Source organism: Sphingobacterium nematocida (assembly GCF_900168125.1).
Taxonomy (GTDB): domain Bacteria; phylum Bacteroidota; class Bacteroidia; order Sphingobacteriales; family Sphingobacteriaceae; genus Sphingobacterium; species Sphingobacterium nematocida.
In genome coordinates this window covers 104,489-126,972 of sequence record NZ_FUZF01000003.1, presented here as the reverse complement: position 1 = coordinate 126,972, position 22,484 = coordinate 104,489, and the positions used below count along the sequence as shown (strand labels likewise).

Genomic DNA, 22,484 nt, shown 5'->3' with positions numbered 1-22,484 from the left:
GTATTATATAGTGGCTGATAGTGTCGTAATAATTCCTACTTACAACGAAATTGAAAATATAGAGAAAATTATCCGTAAGGTGTTTTCACTGGAAGTAGGTTTCGATATCCTAGTGGTGGATGATGGATCTCCGGATGGTACTGCAGATGTTGTCAAGAAAATGATGACGGAGTTTTCTGGAAAGTTGTTTATTGAGGAGAGACGAGGTAAACTTGGTTTGGGAACTGCATATATTCACGGATTTAGGTGGTCTTTAGAACGGAGTTATACTTATATTTTTGAGATGGATGCCGATTTTAGCCATAATCCGGAAGACTTGATCCGCTTGCGTGAAGCTGCATTGAGCGGGGCGGATATGGTGATCGGATCGCGGTATGTGCGCGGTGTAAATGTAGTCAACTGGCCGATGAGTAGGGTTCTTATGTCTTATTTCGCATCGGTGTATGTACGTTTGATTACGCGTATTAATATACAGGATGCTACTGCCGGATTTGTCTGCTTCAACCGTAAAGTGCTCGAACGATTAGACCTTAATAAAATTAAGTTTGTAGGCTATGCTTTTCAGATTGAAATGAAATTTAAGGCCATACAATATGGCTTTAACGTAGTCGAAGTTCCTATTATATTTACAGATAGAACATTGGGCGTATCAAAGATGAGTACCAAAATTTTTAGGGAAGCTTTTTTTGGAGTCATACAGCTCAAGTTGGAGAGTATTTTTAAACCGTATAAGTGATGAATGAAAATCTAGATCCGAATCCTGAAAAAATGAATCCTACCGATAAGGAGATGGAGCGGGTCTTGCGTCCGCAAGCATTTGATGACTTTACCGGACAGGCTAAAATTCTTGAAAATCTATCCATTTTTGTGCAAGCGGCCAAATTAAGAGGTGAAGCTTTGGATCATGTGTTGTTGCATGGACCACCGGGGTTGGGAAAGACGACACTGTCGCATATTATTGCAAATGAGATGGGGGTAGGGATCAAGATTACGTCAGGACCAGTCTTGGATAAGCCTGGAGATTTGGCTGGCCTGCTAACAAATCTGGAAGAAGGAGATATTTTATTTATCGATGAAATACATCGTTTGTCCCCGGTTGTGGAAGAGTACTTGTATTCCGCAATGGAGGACTTTAAGATAGATATTATGTTAGAGACAGGGCCGAATGCACGTTCTGTACAAATATCGTTAAATCCATTTACATTGGTAGGAGCGACTACCCGGTCTGGTCTGTTGACGGCTCCTTTACGGGCGCGATTTGGCATCAATTCCCGCTTGCAGTATTATGACGCTAAACTCTTGACGACTATCGTTCAGCGTTCGGCAAGTATATTGAATGCGGCAATAAGTGAAGAGGGAGCCTACGAAATAGCACGACGTAGTAGGGGGACACCTCGTATAGCAAATGCTTTGTTGCGTAGAACTCGGGATTTTGCACAAATAAAAGGCAATGGGGATATTGATAAAGCAATAGCTCAGTATGCATTAAATGCACTGAATGTGGATGAGCATGGTTTGGATGAGATGGATAATCGAATTCTTACTACTATTATTGATAAGTTCAAAGGTGGACCTGTGGGACTTAAGACCATCGCGACAGCTGTTGGAGAAGATGAAGGGACTATCGAAGAGGTTTACGAACCTTTTTTGATACAGGAGGGATATATTATGCGTACGTCTCGTGGTCGAGAATGTACAGAGAATGCTTACAAACATTTAGGGAAAATTCATTTTAATAAGGGAAATACCTTATTTTAGTACGACAAATACGGGATGCAATGATAAGAAACCTATTTTCACTTGTTTTAATCTTAGTTTTTTTTGGCGCTAAAGCTCAAGAAGGGTGTCCAACTCCATTTGGTGTGCAGAACGAATTGAAACGCTACCATGTGTCGGCTGGGGTCGGTTTGACTAATTTGTATGGAGATATTGATAAACCAAGTACTATAGGGAAGGCTTTTTTTGTAAAAGGTGATTACCAGATTAAGCGGGGTTTATATGCAGGTATTGAAGGACAGTTCGGTTCATTAGAAGCGGTGGCCTCTATTATAGACGCACGCGAAGTAAAAAACAATTATCTGGCAGGTGGATTGATATTGACCTTTCACCCTTTTGAATTCTTTTCCTCAGGAAGTTCTTCTCAAGAATCGGTAATCGATGTATTGAAAAATTCATTTTATGTAGGGGTGGGTATATTGGGTGTTATGAATAATTATGATTCGGTGTACCGTAAAAATGATATGGATGTTACGGTGCCTCCTGGACATTATGGTCCGATAGAATCGGATAATGGTACAGGGAATCCAGTTTTTAAAAAGAAAATTAATTCTTACACAAGACCTACTGTTAATGTAGGGTTAGCTGTTCCTATCAATAGACGCTATTCTAAGTCAGGTAGTTATTGGAGTGCGCTGGTAAATGCGCAATTTAATTTTGCCAACAATGATTTATTAGATGGTTATATACCATATAATGAAAGTTTTCAGCGTATAGGTACGAAGAATGATATGTATACAATGTATTCGTTAGGAGCGAGGTATTCGTTCTAGTTTCTTCAATACCTTGAGACCTCTGCTAGCAAGTGCAGGTGTACTGCTACGCTCTAAATCAAATTGTATTTGGATACGTAATTCATGTGCAAGCCATTCATGTTTGGGTACGAGCGCCAAGACTATATCATACGCGTTGCAGCGTACGGCAATAGGACAGTCGATGTCACTTAATAACTGAAAAGTTTTTTCTAGTAAATTTTCTTCCTCTTCTTCTGAAAGTAATCTACGCTCGTGCTTTAACTCTTTAATAAGTTCGATTACCAGCTTTGATACACTCCTTAAAACAGACCAGTTGGTCGTAGTTGAGTATATGTAAAGGATTTGGGGTTGTTGTTGGAGGAGTAGTGTTCTGTTGGCGATAAGGATATGCTCTAATGCCCAAGCTGCACGAAAGGATGTACGGCTGTTATTTAGAGAAGAACAAAGTGAAAGCAGCTCCTCAAGCGATATTGTATTTAAGATTTGCTCATTAAGATCAGAAGCACCGTAGGAAAACAGTGCTTCTGAAATAGTATTGAATCGGATCAAGTCCATCGAATTAGCGTCTTAACGGACGTTCTTTATTGATTTCGGTCATATCTACCTCGTTCATATTGGATGAACCCAACAAGTGTTCGCTGAAGTAGTCTGCCATTTTCCAAAAGAAGTATTCGGTCATATCACCGAATCCATGCCTTTGGCCGGGCAATAGTACAAAGTCAAAACGTTTATTAGCTTTGATCAGGGCATCTACCATTCTGATCGAATTAGCTGGGTGGACATTGTTGTCAATGTCTCCGGTTACGATCAGTAATTTCCCTTTTAAATTTTTTGCTAACTCTGAGTTCTTTTCAATTTGGTAGTTGAAAGAAGTATCTCCTTTTGAGGAGACCTCTTCTTTGACGCCGTGATGACGCTCTGACCACCATCTGTTATAAATGTTGTTCTCGTGATTACCTGCTCCAGATACAGCTACTTTAAAGAAATCTGGATACACCAACATCGCTGCCGTGGACATAAATCCACCACCGGAGTGTCCTGTGATTCCTACCTTGTTAATATCAATGAATGTGTATTTATTCGCAAGTTGTTCTGCGGCTACTTTTTTATCTTCTAATCCGTAATCTCTCAAATTTCCGTAACCGTAGGTGTGGTACCATTTCGAACGGGAAGGGTGTCCTCCACGGTTACCAACAGAAATAACAACGAATCCCATTTGTGCTAAGCGATCTATGCGATCCATACCTCTTCCAAAACTTTTGTTTACGGCCTCTGTTTGTGGACCTGGATATACATATTGTACAATAGGGTAGGTTTTTGTAGAGTCAAAATCAAATGGTTTGTACATGACACCGTATATATCGGTGATGCCATCTCCTGCTTTTACTTTGAACGGCTCAGGAAATTTGTATCCAGTCGCAAAAAGTTGAGATAGGTCTGCCTCTTCTAATTTCATGATCAGCTGTCCTGTAGCGCTATACAAATTGCTGACAGGCTTGGTATTAACGCGTGAAAAGTTATCTACGAGGTAATTCCCACTTTCACTAACTTCTACTTGATGATCAAAATCTCCAGGAGTGATTAATTTTATTGAACCACCGTTTTTATTTACACTATAGTAGAAGGTATAATAAGGGTCTATATTCTTTTCTTTGCCATTGGCTTTGAAAAATAAAGTCCCAGTCGATTCTTGGTAAGCAGTTAGCTCATCGCAATGGAAATCGCCTTTAGTGATTTGATGCAAAAGCTTTCCCTGTATATCGTACAGGTAAAAGTGCCCCCATCCGTCGCGTTGTGACCAATGGATAAATTGCTTACCATTGTTGACTAATTTTGGTGACTTGATGTCAAGGTATACATTGGAACGTTCTTCAACTAATGTACGTGTAGTGCCATCAATACCTACGGCAACAATATCAATCTTTTTAAGGTCACGACTAGATCGTGCTATATAGAACTCTTGATCGTTTCCTAACCAGTAGTTGATGTAATGTTTACCTTTAAGATTATCCTTACTGGGATCTTTACTCCACAGGCTCAGTGTCTGGTTTTTGAAAGCGGCTATATTGATCTGTTTGCCTTTATGTGTGCTTGTATCGAAAACAAACAGCTCAGATTCTGTGGAGTCTTTTTCTCCTGGCATTAGATATTTGTAGGTTTCCAAAGTAGGACGTTTTCCTCCAACATTATTGATAACCCACAAATCTGAAATGTCGCGGCTATCTTTCCTGGATGCGACAAAGTACTTTCCGTTTGGTGACCAGTTGAGACGTACACCCTTGCGTTTTTTTAGTTCTTCGTCATTTGTCTTTTTGTCGGCAGTTGTTGTGCTGTATTGATCTCCTCCCCAAGCATAGTATTGTATACCATCTGTGGTAATCTGGTGCTCCACAATGGTCGAATCCTTTTCGTCTTTTGATGCTTTTAAATAGTTGGCATAATCCATCCAGTATAGATTATAGTTTTTTGCAAAATAAACGCGACTGGTATCTGGATTGAAAGAGGCCCAACTAGGTTTTGACTTTTCTTTGGTCGTATCGCTGATCTCTTTTAGTTGTTTAGAGATGATATTATACTCAAAATAAAAAGTTTTCTGCTTGATTGTATCTCTTTTATTTGTTTGCTTTTTGATTTCTTCTTTGCTCTTTACCGTGTCTTTGGTGCTTTGTACTTCGAAACGAATCAGGTTTTCATTGTCCATAAAGCGAAGATTTTGCAAGGAGAGGTGTTGCGCATCAAAGGGGTTTTTAACAATAGAAGTTACTTTTGCCGCCATTTCTGAGTTATCAAAAAGATTGGTCTTTTTTCTTGCCGCAGGCTCCACCAAATACCAGTTTTTGCCCGATGACGTGGTATACTCATACCAAAATTTGTCTCCGTAGTTAATCCAGTTTGGTTTTACATCGGTTGAAAAGATTAAACTTCTTAATTTGCTTGGAGCAAACTTAGCTGCTAGCTGATAGTTGGGCTTTACTACATTTTTTGCTTCTTGAGCTTGACTCAAGCTAAGACATAATGCTAGTAAGCTTAATAAATAGTACTTCATACCAAATGAAAATGTTAATAATTTAGGAAGGCTAAAATATCCTTTTATTTAGGGAGAAACGATGGATAGCTGTAATATTTTTGATAGCTAATAGAATTTTTCGTTGAAGTTAACCAAAAAAAGCTCCTTTGTCGCACGGGTTATCCCTGTATATAACCATCTCAAAAATTCAGTGTTGAGCATTTCATCTGTCATGTACCCTTGGTCTACAAATACTAATGGCCATTGTCCACCCTGAGCTTTATGGCAGGTGATTGCGTAGGCAAATTTTAATTGCAAAGCATTGTAATAAGGGTCTTTTTTAATGGCCTCCATTCGATCTTTTTTCTGAGGAATATCTTCGTAATCTTTGGCAATTGACTCGTAAAGCTGCTGTTGTTGTTCATAGGGTAGGGAGGGTGCATCAACATGTAGACTGTCCAAATTTACGCGGCAGCGTATTGCGTCTCCTTCATTGTTGTCCATAAATTCAAGGTATAAGTCCGCAAACCGAAATCCATGTATTTCATGTAGGTTGCTTACTTTTTTGATAACAGCCATATCTCCATTGGCAATAAAGCCGGTATGGCTTTCATCATGTTGTTGCAGCCAGTAATAATTATTCTTGACAACCATGATCCGATCACCACCCGTTATTTCTTCTTCGCGAAAGAGTATCTGGTTTCGTATATGTTTGTTGTATAGATTGGCAGATTTGTTTGATCGGCATATCACCATGCAGTTTTCGGGATCATATTTATCATAGGCATAATGTAATGCTTCGATTAGACGATCGCCATTCATCCGGTATATATCTTTAAATGGTGTAGTTATGAATTTTGGAAAAGTATACTGTGGTGACTCTTCGTCAAAACGGATTTCATTTCTGATTTTTGTAGCATTGAATAGGATACCGGAGTTTTTGTCTTGTCGCACGACATCGGTCAATTCATAGTTGTAGGTATGTAGATTGAACTCTGATTCTACAAATTCGCGATCTAACGCAGGGCTTTTAGCAAGCCCTACGGGAGGGAGCTGTGCACTATCGCCAACTAGCATCAAGCAGCAATTTTTTCCGGATTGCACGTAGGATATCAGATCGGAGAATAAACCATTCGAAAACAGCGTAAATCCTTCTGTTGTTATCATCGAGGCCTCATCGATAATAAATAGCGTGTCTTCATGTAGGTTTTCAGCCAACTCAAAGTCCATTTGGAGCGATGTTACGTTTCGTTTTCTATATATCTTTTTGTGGATGGTTAATGCGTTTCTTCCAGAATAGGCACCCATAACTTTTGCAGCTCGACCCGTAGGAGCCAATAAGACTGTCTTTTTTCGGACCGCTGGAAGGCTTTTGACCAAAGCGCTGATAATTGTCGTTTTTCCAGTACCTGCATACCCTTTTAGTATGAAGCAGGAATCAACGGAGAAGGTATGGATAAATTCAGACAATAGGGCGAAGACTTCCTTTTGCTGGACCGTAGGGGGCCAAGAGAATTGCTGTAGAAGAATATTGTTTATGAACACGCTCAAAGTTATCTAAAAAGGTTTGTCATTTCAATTCTAAAAGCTAATTTTGTTTGATTAGGGGGATTACCTTTACTTTATTTTTTTTGACGAATGATATATATAGCAGACGATTTTCATCTCCACTATCTGGCAACATACACGCTTTGTATTCAGAGCGATTTTCAAAATGATCACCTCGTGGTGTTGGATGAAGACAAACAAGTTCTGGTCTACATGACTTACGATAATATCAGCCCTTCTACTGAGGCGATGCGGATATTGAGTATGCCATTTCAGAACGTAATTGTCGGCCTTCCACATCAGAGCTTAATTTGGGTTCCTTCAGAAGTCTACCATGAGTCAGAGAAAGAGTTGTATACGAATTATTTTGTGGACTCGGAGGTGAACCGCATTATGTCTAAAGAGATTGCTGGCTTAGAGGTCGTGGCGCTGTATCAATATGATCAGTTGTTGTATAGTCGTTGGAAAAATTTATTTGCGGATGCTAGTTTCATCCCAAATTTTGAAGTAGTAATACGTCAGGCTCAGTCTAATATACCTATTCAGGGGGATGTACTAGGTGTGCATCTGTACGACGATCAGGCAGACATCTTTTTATTTATGAATGGGGAGCTAAAACTCTATAATACATTTGAGGTGGCTACATCAGATGATTTGAGTTATTTTGTACTTAATGTATTCAAAAATTTCGCTATAAAAGGTAAGGTTCCAAAAATTGTGTTGAGTGGTACAAACAAAGATTCGGAGTGGTTTGTTCGATTGGGTAGATACACGGATCATATCGATATGATTAAACCAAAAGAGAAGTGGTCGGTACTTAATCAGGATGTGGAACGTCAACTGGAAGAATTAAATGCTTTAACGGATAGTGTTCTATGCGTATAATTAGTGGAACTTTAGGAGGAATTAGGCTAAATCCACCAACAAATTTGCCTGTAAGACCAACAACGGATATTGCCAAGGAAGCTTTGTTTAATATATTGCAACAATATGTAGAATGGGATACCGTGGAATGTTTGGATCTCTTCTGTGGCACTGGCAATATTTCTTTTGAATTGGCTTCAAGAGGAGCTTTGGGAGTTCAGTCGGTAGATATACATAATAAGTGTTTGTTATATGTTCAGGAGATAGCAAAAAAACATGATCTAAAGATGATTCGTACGCGTAAAGCTGATGTCTTCAAATTTATTCAAAGCTGTAAAGACTCCTTTGATTTTATTTTTGCCGATCCGCCCTACGATATTGGTCAATTGCCCCAGTTGCCTGAGTTGATACTGTCGAATAGTCTTTTGAAACCAGGTGGTGTTTTAGTTGTTGAACACCCGTCTATGCGTAAGTTGGCAGATCACCCTCTACACGTAGAAACTAGGAAGTATGGCAATTCTTCTTTTAGCTTTTATAAAAAATCATACTCATGAAAATAGCTGTTTTTCCAGGTTCATTCGATCCGTTTACGTTAGCTCATAAAGACTTGGTGGATCGCTCACTAACTTTGTTTGATAAGGTATATATTGCGGTCGGTGTTAATGCCGAGAAAAAAGGATTGATGGATTTTGATCAGCGAAAGAAAGCTATAGAGGAGCTTTATAAAAATGAAGAAAGAGTAGTTGTTGATCTGTTCTCAGGTCTTACTGTAGATTATTGCAAGCGTATAGGTGCTACATTTATCCTTAGGGGATTGCGAAATTCCAAAGACCTGGAATATGAAGATGCAATAGCCCAGAATAACCTTATATTGGCGCCAGAGATAGAAACTTATTTTTTACTAAGTCGTAGTGGTACTGGGCATATATCTTCTACTATAGTACGTGATATATTAAGAAATGGAGGGCCAGTCGATAGTTTGGTGCCCCCCGAGGTAAGAGCCTTTTTGGATACTAAGTCCTAAAAAACTTTATTTTGTTACCTTTTATTTTCCCATTTCCACCGTTCTTGATGATGGTGGAAGCAATACTTCTTTTTACGGCGATATAGGACTCTTTGTCTTTTACTTCAATTAAACCAATATCATCTTTGTTTAATCCTTCAATTTGAAGGATATAGCCAACAATATCAACTTTGTTAACCTTATCTTTTTTTCCAAATGGAATATACAGGGTGGAATATGGTGTGTTCTCTGGTAGTGGATACTCGTCTTCTAATATAATTTCTTCTGTATTCTCCGGAAGATAAGCGAAATTATCATCGGGTTTTAACATGATGACTACCTCCCCAGAATTGTTCATTCTAGCTGTTCGGCCATTTCTGTGAACGAAAGCGTCTTCTTTGCTCGGTAGTTGATAGTGTATAATCGTGTCGATCTCTGGAATATCCAGCCCTCTTGCTGCCAAGTCTGTAGTGAGAAGTATTCTGTTGCTATTATTTCTGAATTTTAGGATAGCTAATTCTCGATCTCTTTGTTCTAATCCACCATGAAACATGTCATGGATCAATTCTCTATCTTCTAGTAACTCACTAATATGATCAACAGCTTCTCGGTGATTGCAAAAAATAAGTATTTTTTTGTTACCTAGACTGCAGATCAGTCGAAATAATGCTTTTAACTTATGTTGGCCAGGAGAAATTGTTTTTTTGAAATGTATTGCAGGCTTGTTCTCGGCATCTGCCAAAAAGTCAAGTTTGACCGGATTACGTAATGGAAGAATGTCAGGAAATTGATCCAGATTTGTGGCTGAGGTTAAAATCTTTCGTTCAATAGCATGTGTTGCTGTTGTAATGGTTGCGAGCTGATCCTGAAAGCCTAACTCTAAAGACTTATCAAATTCATCTAAAACCAGTGTATGGATTCCATCTGTCGAAAAATGAAAGCGCTCTAGATGATATATTATCCGACCTGGGGTTCCGATTAATATTGCGGGAGCTTCTTTTAGTGCATTTCTTTCTATCTTGGTGTCGTGACCTCCATAACAGCACAATATTTTATGACCTTTGATGACTGTTTTAACAACAGATTCAATTTGTAAGGCTAACTCTCTGGTAGGTACAACTAATAGCACTTGCACCTGATTTTTTTTGTTTAGAATTAGCTGTTCTATCAAAAGACTAAAAGCTAATGTCTTTCCCGACCCAGTTGGGGAGAGGAGTATAAAATCTCGTTCTGAACTAAATTGAGACAGCGTCTCTTTTTGCATTTTGTTCAGATCTTCGATCTGTAGTCTTTTTAAAAGCATTGTCAATTCCATGCTACAAAGATACTTTTTTCTGATTAATGTATTTTTTTACTAAAACGTTTTATTGTTGCTCTTTGAAATCTTTTTTGGCATAGGTTTTGTGTATTACCTAGTATTCATAATTTAGGTTAATAATTGGTTAGTTAAAAAACCTTCAATCTCCCCGATTGAAGGTTTTTTTATTTGTTTTAGGGTGTTTGCATCACATGGATATTTCATATATAATTTCTATTTTTGAATTATAGAATATGTGTTGTATATTAGTGTTATTAATACACTAAGTGTTAGCTGTGTTTAAGTCATAACCTTATAAAAGAAAATGAGTTTAATTATCGATGTACATGCGCGCCAGATTTTAGATTCGCGCGGGAATCCAACAATTGAAGTTGATGTTACTACACAAAATGGTTTTGTGGGTAGAGCTGCTGTTCCTTCTGGAGCTTCTACAGGTGTCCATGAAGCCGTAGAGTTGCGTGATGGTGATAAAAAGAAATACTTAGGTAAAGGTGTTTTGAAGGCTGTAGAAAATGTTAATACGACAATAGCGCAAGCTTTGGAGGGGGTTGATGTTTTTGAACAGAATGCGATTGACAAGATCATGATTGATCTTGATGGTACTGAAAATAAAGGTAAATTAGGTGCTAATGCTATTCTAGGTGTTTCTTTAGCTGTTGCTAAAGCTGCCGCACAAGAATCTCGTCAGCCATTATACCGCTATATTGGTGGGGTTAATGCAAATACACTACCTATTCCAATGATGAATATCATCAACGGTGGTTCACATTCTGACGCTCCTATAGCTTTTCAAGAGTTTATGATTATGCCAGTTGGTGCTCCTTCGTTCTCAGAAGCATTGCGCTGGGGAACGGAAGTGTTTCATAATCTGAAGAAGATCTTACACGACCGCGGTCTATCTACCGCAGTAGGTGATGAGGGAGGTTTTGCTCCAACGTTTGATGGAACTGAGGATGCTATTGAGACTGTCTTGAAAGCGATTGAATCTGCGGGTTATACACCTGGCTCTGATATATGTTTAGCCTTGGATTGTGCAGCATCTGAATTTTATGTAAACGGTAAATACGATTATACGAAATTTGAAGGTGAAAAAGGTGCAATTCGTAGCTCTGAAGAGCAAGCTACTTATTTAGCAGAATTGTCTGAGAAATATCCGATTATTTCGATTGAAGATGGTATGCAGGAAGATGATTGGGCTGGATGGAAGTTGTTGACCGAAAAAATTGGTGACCGCGTTCAGTTGGTAGGCGACGATTTATTTGTTACAAATACAAAACGTTTGCAACAAGGGATCGATTCGGATACTGCAAATTCTATATTGGTTAAAGTAAATCAAATTGGGTCATTGACTGAAACTATTAACGCGGTAACGCTTGCGCAAAACAGTGGTTATACTTCGGTAATGTCTCACCGTTCGGGCGAAACTGAGGATTTTACAATCGCGGATTTAGCGGTTGCATTGAACTGCGGTCAAATTAAAACAGGTTCTGCTTCACGTTCCGATCGTATGGCAAAATACAATCAATTGTTGCGTATTGAAGAGGAACTTGGCGCAAATGCGAGATTTATTGGAAAGAATTTCAAATACGCTATCAAAAAATAATAGTGTATTTTAGTTGTAAAACAAAAGGAGGCCTCGGTCTCCTTTTGTTTTACAACTAAAATTTTATAAGTTTAAAGGTAAAGTCGAATCATAGTGTTATTTTTGTGTCATGGAAAGAATAGTCTCTTTAGTTAAAAATAGATTCCTTATATCTGGTATTGCCTTTTTAATATGGATGTTTTTCTTTGATCGATACGATGTAGCGACTCAGATAGGCTATCAGCAAGAGCGAAATAAGTTGGAACAAGAGAAAGCTTTCTATTCGTCAGAGACTGAGAATATTGAGAAGGCGATTAAAGACGCTCAATACAATCCCAGTGAAATACAACGTATCGCCCGTGAAAAATATAAAATGAAAAAGGCGAATGAGGATGTGTATGTAATCACTGAGATCGATCCTAAGGATTGATTTTTTAAGGTTCTTACCTATTCTTCTTGATTAATCCCCGATTCTTTAAACCGTCTTTTTCCTTCGTTAGGTCCGAGTAATAACTCCTATATGTATCTTTCTTTACGTTTTGTTCTGTTGTGTCTGACCCTTTTGAGAGGCTAGATAATAGTAGAAACAGTGAGGTTACTATCCAAGCGATTAGATTTTTCATTATTTTTTGTTGTTTCGAGTGTTGTTTGTTCTTGTCAAAAATAGGTTGAATTTGCTGGGTGAAATCTATGTTTTAGACCAGCACTATAAACTTTTCGGTGAAAGTGGGAGTGTGTTCGGTAAAAGGATGTGTTTTGTCCCTCTCAACGAACGATAATAGACTTTAGCTGATAAGAAGAGCGGGCTGGTTATAAAAGATAAAGGAGATTTTAGCAGACTTGAAAGGACTTTAACAAACTTGAGGCGATTTCGGTAGACGGAATGTGTTCCTTCGAAAGGATTCTTAAGACTTGTAAAATAAGAAAGACCAATCGAATGATTGGTCTTTTATCGTACCTAGGGCGGGAATCGAACCCGCACTCCCTTAACGGGAACAGGATTTTAAGTCCTGCGTGTCTACCAGTTCCACCACCTAGGCAACTGAGCGAAAGACGAGATTCGAACTCGCGACCCCAACCTTGGCAAGGTTGTGCTCTACCAACTGAGCTACTTTCGCTTGACGTGCTGCAAAGATAGATAGAAAATTGAAAATGTAAAATTTTTTATTTCATATTGATCTAGCTTTCTTATAAAATGCTCAATCTGTGCGAATTAATTTTTCATGAAATGAAGATTTTACCTGTTGTAGACTGTTTATGTAAGGTTTTTGTTTAATTTTGGGAGCTGAAACAATAAAAGGGGATCTAAAATTTCGATAAACTGACGGGAAGTAACTCGTCGAAAAAACGAAACAAGTTAACGACCTTTAAAGAACAAACCGATCGGTCAGCTGACGGATCATGAAATATTATTTACATATGAAATACTCATATTTAGCGCAGCACATGGCCCCATGAGTATTCCATTCCGATAAACTGACGCAAGGAGCTCGTCGAAGACAATCGGAACAAGTTAGTGACAGATAAAAACAGTTTATACACATATGAAAGAATTCGGTTTACTGATTGTTTTTCTTTTTCGCCTTTCTTCTTCAGTATGGGCGGATACATACCCAGAGGTGGTATTTGATAATAGCCTGGTCAAAGGAAGTTATGCTAAAAGCCGTGTACAATATGCAGGTGCAAGTTGGGTGGAAAATGTAAACGGACATTTATTGGTCTCGGATACCTTGTTTTTTACACCAGGTAATGCCTTATCTCTTCGATATCTATCGGCAATTGAAGGGCACTGGGATGTTAATATACGATACAGTAGACAGAAATATCATTATCGTTTTTCAAATACTGACTACCTAAGTGTTCGGATGTACGTTAAATCTGAATTTACTGGTGTGAAGGATCTACCTAGGTTATATATCAGTCAAAAAAATACGGTGTCTGATACTTTAGATGTGAGTAAATATATAGATGATTTTGAAATAGGTAAATGGGTGCAAATTAAAATACCTACGAAGGATTTTAATATTGTAAATACAGATGAACCGATAAACGGTATACATATGATACAGCATGCTACGTCCAAAGATATTCACCATGTTTTCATAGATCAGATTGAGTTTTTGCCAGGGAAATACTCTGAAGTGAAATTGGGTTCGAAAGCGGTATTGACAGATGCTGTAGCTTACGATAGGATTGTTCATCTGAAATGGCAGCTCCCGTTAACCCCAAGTATACGCTATATTAAAATATATCGATCTGAAGACGGTCAGGTATTCAAGCCGATAGGAATGAGACCCGTGCAAATGCAGTCTAGTCTTGATGTCGTTCCTGTCATCGGGCAAAAGTATTTCTACAAGATTACCTGGATGGATTATAATTACGAAGAATCATTATTTTCCACGATAAAAGAAGCATCTACAAAAAAGTTGGACGATAATGCTCTTCTAGATCTTATTCAGATGGCACATGTCAATTATTTTGTTGAAAATTTTGATATTAATAGCGGAATGTATATGCCGTATCGCTCTAAGGATAAGGCAGTGGTTTCAACTAAGGAGACTGCAAACGCTATTTTAGCATTGCTTATTGGGGCTGAACGGAAATTTATCGCTAAACAGGTTGTTTTAAACCGTATTTCTAAAATTGCTTACTTTTTGTTGAGGTCTCAAAATAAATATGGTGTGTTTCCAGCGTATTTTGATGGGCGAAAGGGACTTCCGGAATATAGACGAGGGTTCTCGTCCTATGACGTTAACGGAACAGCATCGGTTATCGAAGCCTTGTTAATTGCGCGGCAGTATTTTTCAGATGACAACGATACGGAAAAAGATCTTCGAAGTCGAATAACAGCATTGTATGATAGAGTTGATTGGCAAAGGCTGGTAGTTGATGATAAGAGTAATATCCTTCGATCAAAATTAAGCCTGATGGAAGATGAAAAGTCCGGTGGAGCCAATAGTACAACATTATTGTCTGGTACAAATGATGCAATCAATACTTATATACTGGCAATCGGTGCGTCGAAGCACCCTCTTCCTGCATCTGTTTATGCAAATGCGGTTTATAATACTTTTAATACTTATCGCTATGAAGCCTTAGAGGAATTGGATACGGATATATATGCTGATAGTTTAGTTCATGAAGATTTGTCTTCTGGGAGGGCAGAGGTTATTCAGGTCGATTCAGTAACCAAATTTTCCGTTTTGCAGCCTTCTACCAAATTTGGTGTTTACCTACCTATGGGAGAACCTACGGGGAGTTTAATGGATTTATACAAACCTTTTCTTACAATAGAACCAAAGATACTGAACGACTCCATAACAGACTGGAATGAAGTATTGGCATCTTACGTTCATTATGTAAAGCGACGGGATAATGAATTGGGAGTTGGAACTACTGATAGTGATATTTGGGGCTTTTATCAACATAGAGACAGTGTCGGTAACTATAGAATAAATCCTGCAATAGCACCTTCGTCTATTATCGCTGACCCTGAGCTAGGAATAGCATCTTTATTAGCATTGTATGGACAGTATGGACATATTCTGTTTACAGAGTATGGTTTTAGGTCCTGGTTGGATTTGCGGAATAATGACGTTTCTGATGAATATCTAGCGTTAAATCAGGGGGCAATAGCAGTAATGTTGGAAAATGCAAAAACAGGATTTATTTGGGAATTATATAAAGAAATTCCTGAACTTAAGAAGGCCCGAAGAGAATTGTTTTTAAAAGACGAAGAGCAAAATAACTAAATTTTGCTATATTAGTTTAGACTTTGAAGAATTGTATTTTTAGATAGATTGTTATTATATATGAAGAAGATCTTTTTGTTTTCAGTAAGTGCCACGATGTTGTTTTTTGCATCATGTAAGCAACAGCAAATAGCTGTTAATCCTGGTGCAGTAGTTTCAAAAGACGGTACAGACGATGGCTTGAAAAATGTAAAAAGCGAATTTGAGGACGCGTCAAGGACCTCCGAAGGTATTAAGTTCACACTATCATCCGATTTGTTGTTTCCGACTAATTCGTCATACTTGACCGATAAAGCAAAAGTAGAGCTTACCAAATTGTCTAAATTGATGAAGGAAGATAAGACAAAGAAAATAAGGGTAGACGGTTATACTGACGCAACAGGTACAGAAGAATATAATGTTTGGTTGTCCGATAAGAGAGCTGCTTCCGTGAAGAAATATTTAGAGGAAGCTGGCGTGTCCGGTGGACGAATCAGTACAAAAGGATTTGGTCCATCTAAGCCTGTTGGTGATAACAAAACGCCTGAAGGTAGACAAAAAAATAGGAGAGTTGAAGTCACAATTCTAAAGTAAAAGTGTAGTTTTTCTATACCGTGAAGATAAATAGAAAGGTTGTATATCGATTTATACAACCTTTCTATTTAATGGATAGCTGTCTCTTAATCCTACAAAATATATAATTGATCCGATAATGGGGAGAAGAAGCACAAGTAAGATTAATAGGATACGGTCCGTAGTTTTTTGAGAGAAATCTCTTTTGAAGATATCGATTAATGCCAGTACGGCGAAAATTAAAGGAGCTAGACCCGCAATAGCAAATACCGCAAGAAGTACCATCTCTTGTGTGCCTATATTTAAAAAAAGTAAACTATTCATGATTTTTAAGATTTTCTAAGTGTTTCTAAATTTAAAGTTTTTTGAATAAAATACAATTAAATATTTCTTGGCTTTTCATTTCTCTTAAAGAAATGGATGTGGAAATAATGTCGATAATATCTAGTCTTATTTGCCTATTTTTGTTTTGATTAAGGGGGATAGACTATGTATATTATATTTGATACCGAAACAACGGGTTTGCCGAAAAGATGGGATGCGCCGATTACCGATACGGACAATTGGCCTAGATGTATTCAGATTGCTTGGCAGTTGCATGACGAATTAGGTAATTTGGTTGAACATCAGGATTATCTAATAAAGCCAGATGGCTTTGATATTCCTTTCGATTCAGAGAAAATACATGGAATTTCTACAGCTCTGGCAACTGAAAATGGTGTGCCTTTACAGGATGTTCTTGTTAAGTTTAATGAGGCACTCTCTAAAGCTAAATTTGTCGTAGGTCAAAATATCGGGTTCGATATTAATATCATGGGATCTGAGTTTTATCGGTACAGCGTAGACTCGCCCATGGGCAGTATGGCTGTATTGGATACCTGTACTGAGGTGACGGCAAACTTGCTTAAGCTGCCAGGCGGTCGAGGCGGACGTTTTAAGTTGCCTAATCTTACAGAGCTTCACTCCTTTCTTTTCGGAGTACCTTTTGCCGAGGCGCACAATGCGACTGCCGACGTAGAAGCTACCACTAGATGTTTCTTTGAATTAATACGTCAAGAGGTTTTTACAGCGGAAGACTTACAAGTTGATACGGGGTATTTTGTAGACTTTAAGCAACATAATCCTGCCGTAATTTCTACGGTTGGGCTTAAACATATTAATCTTAAAGCGGCGTCTGACGCTATCCGTGCACGAGATAAATCCGGGCAAGAAATTGTTATCGATGAGGAAAGTCTTGAGGCACTAGAGGATGCAGCATTCGCACACCTGCACAATCACTCTCAATTTTCAGTTTTACAATCTACGATTTCTATTGGTGATCTAGTGTCAGCCGCTGCAAAATATAATATGCCCGCCGTTGCGCTGACTGATCATGGGAATATGATGGGAGCTTTTCACTTTGTGAGTAAGGTGTTGGGACATAATAAAGATATCGAAGCAAAGCAGAAAGAAGAAATTGAGGCTGGCCTAACACCTACAGGGCAAATTATTAAGCCTATTGTTGGCTGTGAATTTTTTGTTTGTGAGAATAGGAAGGATAAAAGCAGAAAAGACAACGGTTACCAGGTTGTGTTTTTGGCAAAGAATAAAAAGGGATATCATAATCTGGCCAAGATGGCGTCAGCAGCCTATACGGAAGGTTTTTATTATGTTCCGAGGATTGATAAGAGTATTGTAGAAAAATATAAGGAAGATCTGATCGTTCTATCAGGAAACCTTCAGGGGGAGGTGCCGAATAAGGTCCTAAATGTGGGTGAGAATCAAGCCGAAGAAGCATTGATATGGTGGAAAGAGCAGTTTGGTGATGATTTTTATATCGAGGTGATGCGACATGGTCAAGAAGATGAAGATCGTGTTAACGAGACTTTGGTTCGTTTATCTCGCAAGCATGAGGTGAAATTGGTGGCAAGTAATAATACATACTATGTAAATAAGGTTGATGCCCATGCGCATGATATTTTACTGTGTGTAAAAGACGGGGAAAAACTTTCTACTCCAAAAGGTCGAGGTAGGGGATTTCGTTTTGGTATGCCTAACCAAGAATATTATTTTAAATCTTCTGAAGAGATGAAAAAGGCTTTTGCTAATCTGCCAGAAGCCATTTTGACCATTCAGGAAATTTTGGATAAAGTCGAAATATTTTCGCTTAATCGCGACGTACTCTTACCTAAGTTCGAAATCCCTGAAGAGTTTCAACATGCGGAAGATGAAGCGGATGGTGGTAAACGGGGGGAGAATGCGCTGTTAAGACATTTAACTTACGTTGGGGCTAGCAAAAGGTATAAGGAAATTGATGAGGTGGTAACTGAACGTTTGGATTTTGAATTGGCTACCATTGAACGTACCGGTTATCCAGGTTATTTCTTGATCGTCCAGGATTTTATCGCGGAAGCTCGTAAAATGGGCGTGTCTGTAGGTCCGGGACGTGGATCGGCTGCGGGCTCTGCTGTAGCTTATTGTTTGGGTATTACGAATCTAGATCCTATTCAATATGATTTGCTATTTGAACGGTTCTTAAATCCTGACCGTGTATCCATGCCGGATATTGATATCGATTTTGATGACGAGGGGCGTGGCCGTGTCATGCAATATGTAATTGACAAGTATGGGGCATCTCAGGTGGCGCAGATTATTACCTATGGGACTATGGCCGCTAAATCTTCGATTAAAGATACGGCCCGTGTTTTGGATCTACCACTGTCGGACGCCAACGAGATTGCTAAATTAATTCCAAACCTGAAACTAAGTAAGATTTTCAATCTGGAAGAGAAGGCACTCAAAGAAGTGCTGCGCACCGAGGAGCTTGATGCGGTCAATCGTCTGAAGTCTTTGGCTGACGGCGCAGGACTGGAGGCTGAGACAATCAAACAAGCTAGGGTACTTGAGGGGTCTATGCGTAATACAGGGATTCATGCTTGTGGTGTTATTATTACGCCTGATGATATAACCAACTTTGTTCCTGTTTCTTTAGCGAAGGACTCGGATTTGTATGTCACTCAGTTTGATAACTCGGTTGTAGAAAGCGCAGGACTGCTCAAAATGGACTTTTTGGGGTTAAAGACATTAACGCTGATAAAAGATACTGTCACCAATGTAAAACTGAGACATGGGGTAGAGTTGGATCCAGATGAATTTCCTATTGATGATGAGTTGACATATGAGCTGTTCCAGCGTGGAGAGACTATTGGTGTATTCCAATATGAATCTCCGGGTATGCAGAAATATATGAAGGAGCTAAAGCCGACGGTCTTTGCGGATTTGATTGCGATGAATGCGTTATATAGACCCGGACCAATGGAATATATACCTTCCTTCATTAAGCGGAAACACGGAATAGAACCTATTGTCTATGATTTGGATGCCTGCGAAGAGTATTTAAAAGAGACTTATGGGATTACCGTGTATCAGGAGCAGGTAATGCTTTTATCGCAGAAGTTAGCTGGGTTTTCTAAAGGTGATGCCGATGTACTGCGTAAGGCAATGGGTAAGAAGCAGAAGGCTGTACTTGATAAAATGAAACCAAAGTTTGTCGAACAAGCGGTGGAAAAGGGACATAGTGCTAAAGTGCTTGAGAAGATCTGGACCGACTGGGAGGCTTTTGCGAGTTACGCATTTAACAAATCTCACTCTACATGTTATGCTTGGGTAGCTTATCAGACGGCTTATTTAAAAGCTAACTATCCCGCAGAATACATGGCTGCTGTGCTCTCTAATAACATGAATGATATTAAGCAGGTTACTTTCTTTATGGAGGAATGTAAGCGGATGGGACTATTGGTATTAGGTCCGGATGTCAATGAATCACATTATAAGTTTACTGTAAACGAGAAAGGAGCTATTCGGTTTGGTATAGGGGCTGTTAAAGGAGTTGGTGCTGGGGCTGTGGACACGATTGTGCAGACACGTAGTGAAGGACCTTATAAATCTATATTTGATTTTGCAAAGCGAATTGATTTGCGCTCTGCCAATAAGAAAGCTTTTGAAAGTCTGGTGCATGCCGGCGGTTTTGACAGTTTTACCGATACACATCGTGCACAGTATTTTTATAAGGATGGTGACAATAGTACTGGAATAGAAAAGGCTATTAAGTTTGGGCAACGATTTAAGGAAAATGAACTATCGGCACAGGCCAGTTTGTTTGGCGGCGGCGCTGCTGCTGATTTGCCTGAACCTGTTCTGGCTCCGTGTACGCCATGGGGACTGATTGAAAAATTGAAGTATGAGAAGGATGTGATTGGTATTTATCTAACGAGTCATCCTCTTGACAATTATAAGTTTGAGATTCAGTATTTCTGTAGTAATACCGTCAGAGATCTACAATTGATTAATAAAGTTAAAGCTTCGGAAGTAGAGGAAGATGTATTGTTAGATTTCAATAGAATCAAAAATAAGGAGGCTGTTGTTGGTGGGATTATAGCCAATGCTGCTCACCGGGTTTCTAAAAACGGTAAGCCTTTTGGTTCTTTTGTGATAGAAGATTATTCAGATTCTTATGAAATAGCTGTTTTTGGAGAGGACTATGTTAAGTTCAAAGGTTATTTTCAGGATGGTTATTTTGTACAAATCCGAGGATTAGTACAAGAGCGTTTTAAACAGGTGGGAAATTGGGGCTTTGAGATTAAAAACATTCAATTGCTCTCTGAGCTACGGGACAAGTTAGCAAAGAGTTTTACGATACAGATCGCTTTGCAACAGCTCAATGAAGAGATGATTCGTATGATTGATGGACTTGTCAATGCAACGGTTGAAGAAGGGGAGGTGCCTAATTGTAGTTTGAAATTTACTGTCATGGATTTGCAGGAAGGGTTTCTTGTCGAGATGCCTGCCAAAACAACTAAAATAAAGTTGACAAACGAGTTGATAGATGAGTTGGATAAAATGGAAGGTGTCAAATATAAATTAAATTGATAAGGTATAGATATTTATTACAATACGATTAGAGTACAATTGTGGCCAATTGATTATATTTGTATTAAATTATAAAAAAAGGATATTATTATGGCATTAGAAATTACAGATAGCAACTTTGAAGAGCTTGTTTTGAAAGCGGATAAACCTGTATTGATCGATTTTTGGGCTGAATGGTGTGGCCCGTGTCGTATGGTAGGTCCAATCGTTGATGAGATCGCTAAAGAATATGATGGTAAGGCTGTTGTTGGTAAAGTAAACGTAGACAATAACCCAGAGATATCGGTTCGTTTCGGTATCAGAAATATTCCTGCATTATTGTATTTTAAAAATGGTGAAATTGTAGATAAGCAGGTTGGAGCAGTTCCAAAATCAGTACTAGCTGAAAAATTGGATAAGCAATTATAAAATTATCTCTAAAATATTTAGGAAAAAGCATTCAGAAATGAGTGCTTTTTTGTTTTTTGGACTTTCTTAACCTACATTAAGTTTTGGGATTGACAACCGCATTATCTTTGTAGTATAAACTTAAGGAGGTAATATAAATGAAAACTGTAGAAAATATTTTTAACCCAAAGCCAGCCCATTTCGTAGGAGATGGATTTAGAGTTCATAATTTTATTCCAAGTTATGCTCCGATGTCAAGGATGAGTCCATTTATTATGTTGGACTATAATTCAACATATAATTTTCCGCCAAGTGCCATCCCTAAAGGTGTAGGTGTGCATCCACATAGAGGTTTTGAAACGGTGACTATAGCCTACAAAGGACGTGTAGAGCATGGGGATAGTTCTGGAGGAGGAGGTGTAATAGGTGAAGGGGACGTACAGTGGATGACAGCGGCCTCTGGTGTATTGCATAAGGAATTTCACGAAACAGAATGGAGTAAAACAGGGGGGGATTTTCAGATTGTACAGCTTTGGGTAAATTTACCAGCCAAAGACAAAATGAGTGCGCCTAAATACCAGGCGTTGGTACATGCAGATATACCTAAGGTAGAATTGGAAAAAAATGCAGGGATAATTGAAGTGATATCCGGAGAATATAATGGTACTAAAGGGGGAGCGTCTACCTTTACACCTTTGCACTTAATGAATGCTAAGCTTAATAAGGGAGCTGTTGTCGAATTTGATTTTCCAGCCCATTTCAATACAGCATTGTTGGTTATCTCAGGTAATGTTACTGTGAATGATACGTTTAAAGCTGCTACAGATAAAATGGTTCTATTTTATAACGATGGGGATAAATTCACTGTTAACGCGGATGATGATGCTATCGTTCTGGTCTTAAGTGGGGAGCCTATTGATGAACCAATTGCATCTTACGGTCCGTTTGTAATGAATACAATGGAAGAAATACAGCAGGCCTTTGAAGACTTCAATACAGGCAAATTTGGAAATTTGGAATAAATAAAAAAGA

Annotated in this window: 18 protein-coding genes and 2 tRNA genes; 13 read left to right on the top strand and 7 right to left on the bottom strand. The window is 38.6% G+C overall.

Annotated elements, in window-relative coordinates:
- The first annotated feature begins 10 nt into the window (after window positions 1-10).
- From B5X76_RS04980 to B5X76_RS04970, 3 genes are read left to right on the top strand one after another with little or no spacing between them, the layout of a single operon-like run.
- Complete coding sequence (locus B5X76_RS04980; RefSeq protein WP_079641818.1) at window positions 11-736, top strand: polyprenol monophosphomannose synthase; 726 nt, start codon at window positions 11-13, stop codon at window positions 734-736.
- A complete protein-coding gene (gene ruvB / locus B5X76_RS04975; RefSeq protein ID WP_079641817.1) occupies window positions 736-1,758 on the top strand; it encodes a Holliday junction branch migration DNA helicase RuvB in 1,023 nt (340 codons plus the stop codon). The genes B5X76_RS04980 and ruvB overlap by 1 nt, the downstream gene beginning before the upstream one ends.
- A gap of 20 nt (window positions 1,759-1,778) precedes the next feature.
- Window positions 1,779-2,549, top strand: a complete 771-nt coding sequence (locus tag B5X76_RS04970) for a hypothetical protein (RefSeq protein WP_079641815.1) — start codon at window positions 1,779-1,781, stop codon at window positions 2,547-2,549.
- Here B5X76_RS04970 and B5X76_RS04965 read toward each other — a convergent pair.
- The 3 genes from B5X76_RS04965 to B5X76_RS04955 all read right to left on the bottom strand — a co-directional run bounded on the left by B5X76_RS04965 (window position 2,526) and on the right by B5X76_RS04955 (window position 7,083).
- The gene (locus B5X76_RS04965) at window positions 2,526-3,086 is read right to left on the bottom strand and encodes a hypothetical protein (RefSeq protein ID WP_079641814.1); all 561 of its coding nucleotides are present in this window, start codon (window positions 3,084-3,086) and stop codon (window positions 2,526-2,528) included. The genes B5X76_RS04970 and B5X76_RS04965 overlap by 24 nt on opposite strands.
- A 4-nt stretch (window positions 3,087-3,090) precedes the next feature.
- Entirely contained in the window at window positions 3,091-5,577 is a 2,487-nt protein-coding gene (locus B5X76_RS04960) for a S9 family peptidase (RefSeq protein WP_079641812.1), read from the bottom strand.
- 87 nt (window positions 5,578-5,664) lie between these two features.
- Window positions 5,665-7,083, bottom strand: coding sequence for an ATP-dependent DNA helicase (locus B5X76_RS04955; protein WP_079641810.1), 1,419 nt, complete (start codon window positions 7,081-7,083; stop codon window positions 5,665-5,667).
- Between the two features lie 93 nt (window positions 7,084-7,176).
- Between B5X76_RS04955 and B5X76_RS04950 the strand changes: the two genes are divergently transcribed.
- Genes B5X76_RS04950 through coaD form a run of 3 tightly spaced genes read left to right on the top strand, consistent with a single transcriptional unit; the run spans window position 7,177 to window position 8,974 of the window.
- The gene (locus B5X76_RS04950; RefSeq protein ID WP_079641809.1) at window positions 7,177-7,971 is read left to right on the top strand and encodes a DUF3822 family protein; all 795 of its coding nucleotides are present in this window, start codon (window positions 7,177-7,179) and stop codon (window positions 7,969-7,971) included.
- Window positions 7,962-8,504 carry an RsmD family RNA methyltransferase gene (locus B5X76_RS04945; RefSeq protein ID WP_079641807.1) on the top strand — a complete coding sequence of 181 codons (543 nt, stop codon included), beginning with the start codon at window positions 7,962-7,964 and terminating at the stop codon, window positions 8,502-8,504. The genes B5X76_RS04950 and B5X76_RS04945 overlap by 10 nt, the downstream gene beginning before the upstream one ends.
- Complete coding sequence (gene coaD / locus B5X76_RS04940) at window positions 8,501-8,974, top strand: pantetheine-phosphate adenylyltransferase (RefSeq protein ID WP_079641805.1); 474 nt, start codon at window positions 8,501-8,503, stop codon at window positions 8,972-8,974. The genes B5X76_RS04945 and coaD overlap by 4 nt, the downstream gene beginning before the upstream one ends.
- On the opposite strand, the gene B5X76_RS04935 is transcribed toward coaD, so the two are convergent.
- Window positions 8,964-10,268, bottom strand: a complete 1,305-nt coding sequence (locus B5X76_RS04935) for a DEAD/DEAH box helicase (protein ID WP_079641803.1) — start codon at window positions 10,266-10,268, stop codon at window positions 8,964-8,966. The two genes, coaD and B5X76_RS04935, sit on opposite strands and share 11 nt — an antisense overlap.
- Window positions 10,269-10,575: 307 nt before the next feature.
- On the opposite strand from B5X76_RS04935, the gene eno reads away from it, so the two are divergent.
- Both eno and B5X76_RS04925 read left to right on the top strand, forming a co-directional pair.
- Complete coding sequence (eno, locus tag B5X76_RS04930) at window positions 10,576-11,874, top strand: phosphopyruvate hydratase (RefSeq protein WP_079641801.1); 1,299 nt, start codon at window positions 10,576-10,578, stop codon at window positions 11,872-11,874.
- 109 nt (window positions 11,875-11,983) lie between these two features.
- Complete coding sequence (locus B5X76_RS04925) at window positions 11,984-12,283, top strand: FtsB family cell division protein (RefSeq protein ID WP_079641799.1); 300 nt, start codon at window positions 11,984-11,986, stop codon at window positions 12,281-12,283.
- Window positions 12,284-12,808: 525 nt separating this feature from the next.
- Here the strand turns inward: B5X76_RS04925 and B5X76_RS04920 are convergent.
- Window positions 12,809-12,893: transfer RNA gene (locus B5X76_RS04920), tRNA-Leu, on the bottom strand.
- Window positions 12,894-12,898: 5 nt separating this feature from the next.
- Window positions 12,899-12,971: transfer RNA gene (locus tag B5X76_RS04915), tRNA-Gly, on the bottom strand.
- 426 nt (window positions 12,972-13,397) lie between these two features.
- Here B5X76_RS04915 and B5X76_RS04910 point away from each other — a divergent pair.
- Entirely contained in the window at window positions 13,398-15,605 is a 2,208-nt protein-coding gene (locus tag B5X76_RS04910) for a glucoamylase family protein (protein WP_079641797.1), read from the top strand.
- A 60-nt stretch (window positions 15,606-15,665) separates the two neighbouring features.
- On the top strand, window positions 15,666-16,178 hold the full coding sequence (locus tag B5X76_RS04905) for an OmpA family protein (RefSeq protein ID WP_079641795.1): 513 nt from the start codon (window positions 15,666-15,668) through the stop codon (window positions 16,176-16,178).
- A 51-nt stretch (window positions 16,179-16,229) separates the two neighbouring features.
- On the opposite strand, the gene B5X76_RS04900 is transcribed toward B5X76_RS04905, so the two are convergent.
- Entirely contained in the window at window positions 16,230-16,481 is a 252-nt protein-coding gene (locus B5X76_RS04900) for a PLDc N-terminal domain-containing protein (RefSeq protein ID WP_079641793.1), read from the bottom strand.
- Window positions 16,482-16,646: 165 nt separating this feature from the next.
- On the opposite strand from B5X76_RS04900, the gene dnaE reads away from it, so the two are divergent.
- The 3 genes from dnaE to B5X76_RS04885 all read left to right on the top strand — a co-directional run bounded on the left by dnaE (window position 16,647) and on the right by B5X76_RS04885 (window position 22,474).
- Window positions 16,647-21,065 carry a DNA polymerase III subunit alpha gene (dnaE, locus tag B5X76_RS04895; RefSeq protein ID WP_079641791.1) on the top strand — a complete coding sequence of 1,473 codons (4,419 nt, stop codon included), beginning with the start codon at window positions 16,647-16,649 and terminating at the stop codon, window positions 21,063-21,065.
- Between the two features lie 90 nt (window positions 21,066-21,155).
- Window positions 21,156-21,473, top strand: a complete 318-nt coding sequence (gene trxA, locus B5X76_RS04890) for a thioredoxin (RefSeq protein ID WP_079641789.1) — start codon at window positions 21,156-21,158, stop codon at window positions 21,471-21,473.
- A 137-nt stretch (window positions 21,474-21,610) separates the two neighbouring features.
- The gene (locus B5X76_RS04885; protein ID WP_079641787.1) at window positions 21,611-22,474 is read left to right on the top strand and encodes a pirin family protein; all 864 of its coding nucleotides are present in this window, start codon (window positions 21,611-21,613) and stop codon (window positions 22,472-22,474) included.
- Window positions 22,475-22,484 lie beyond the last annotated feature (10 nt).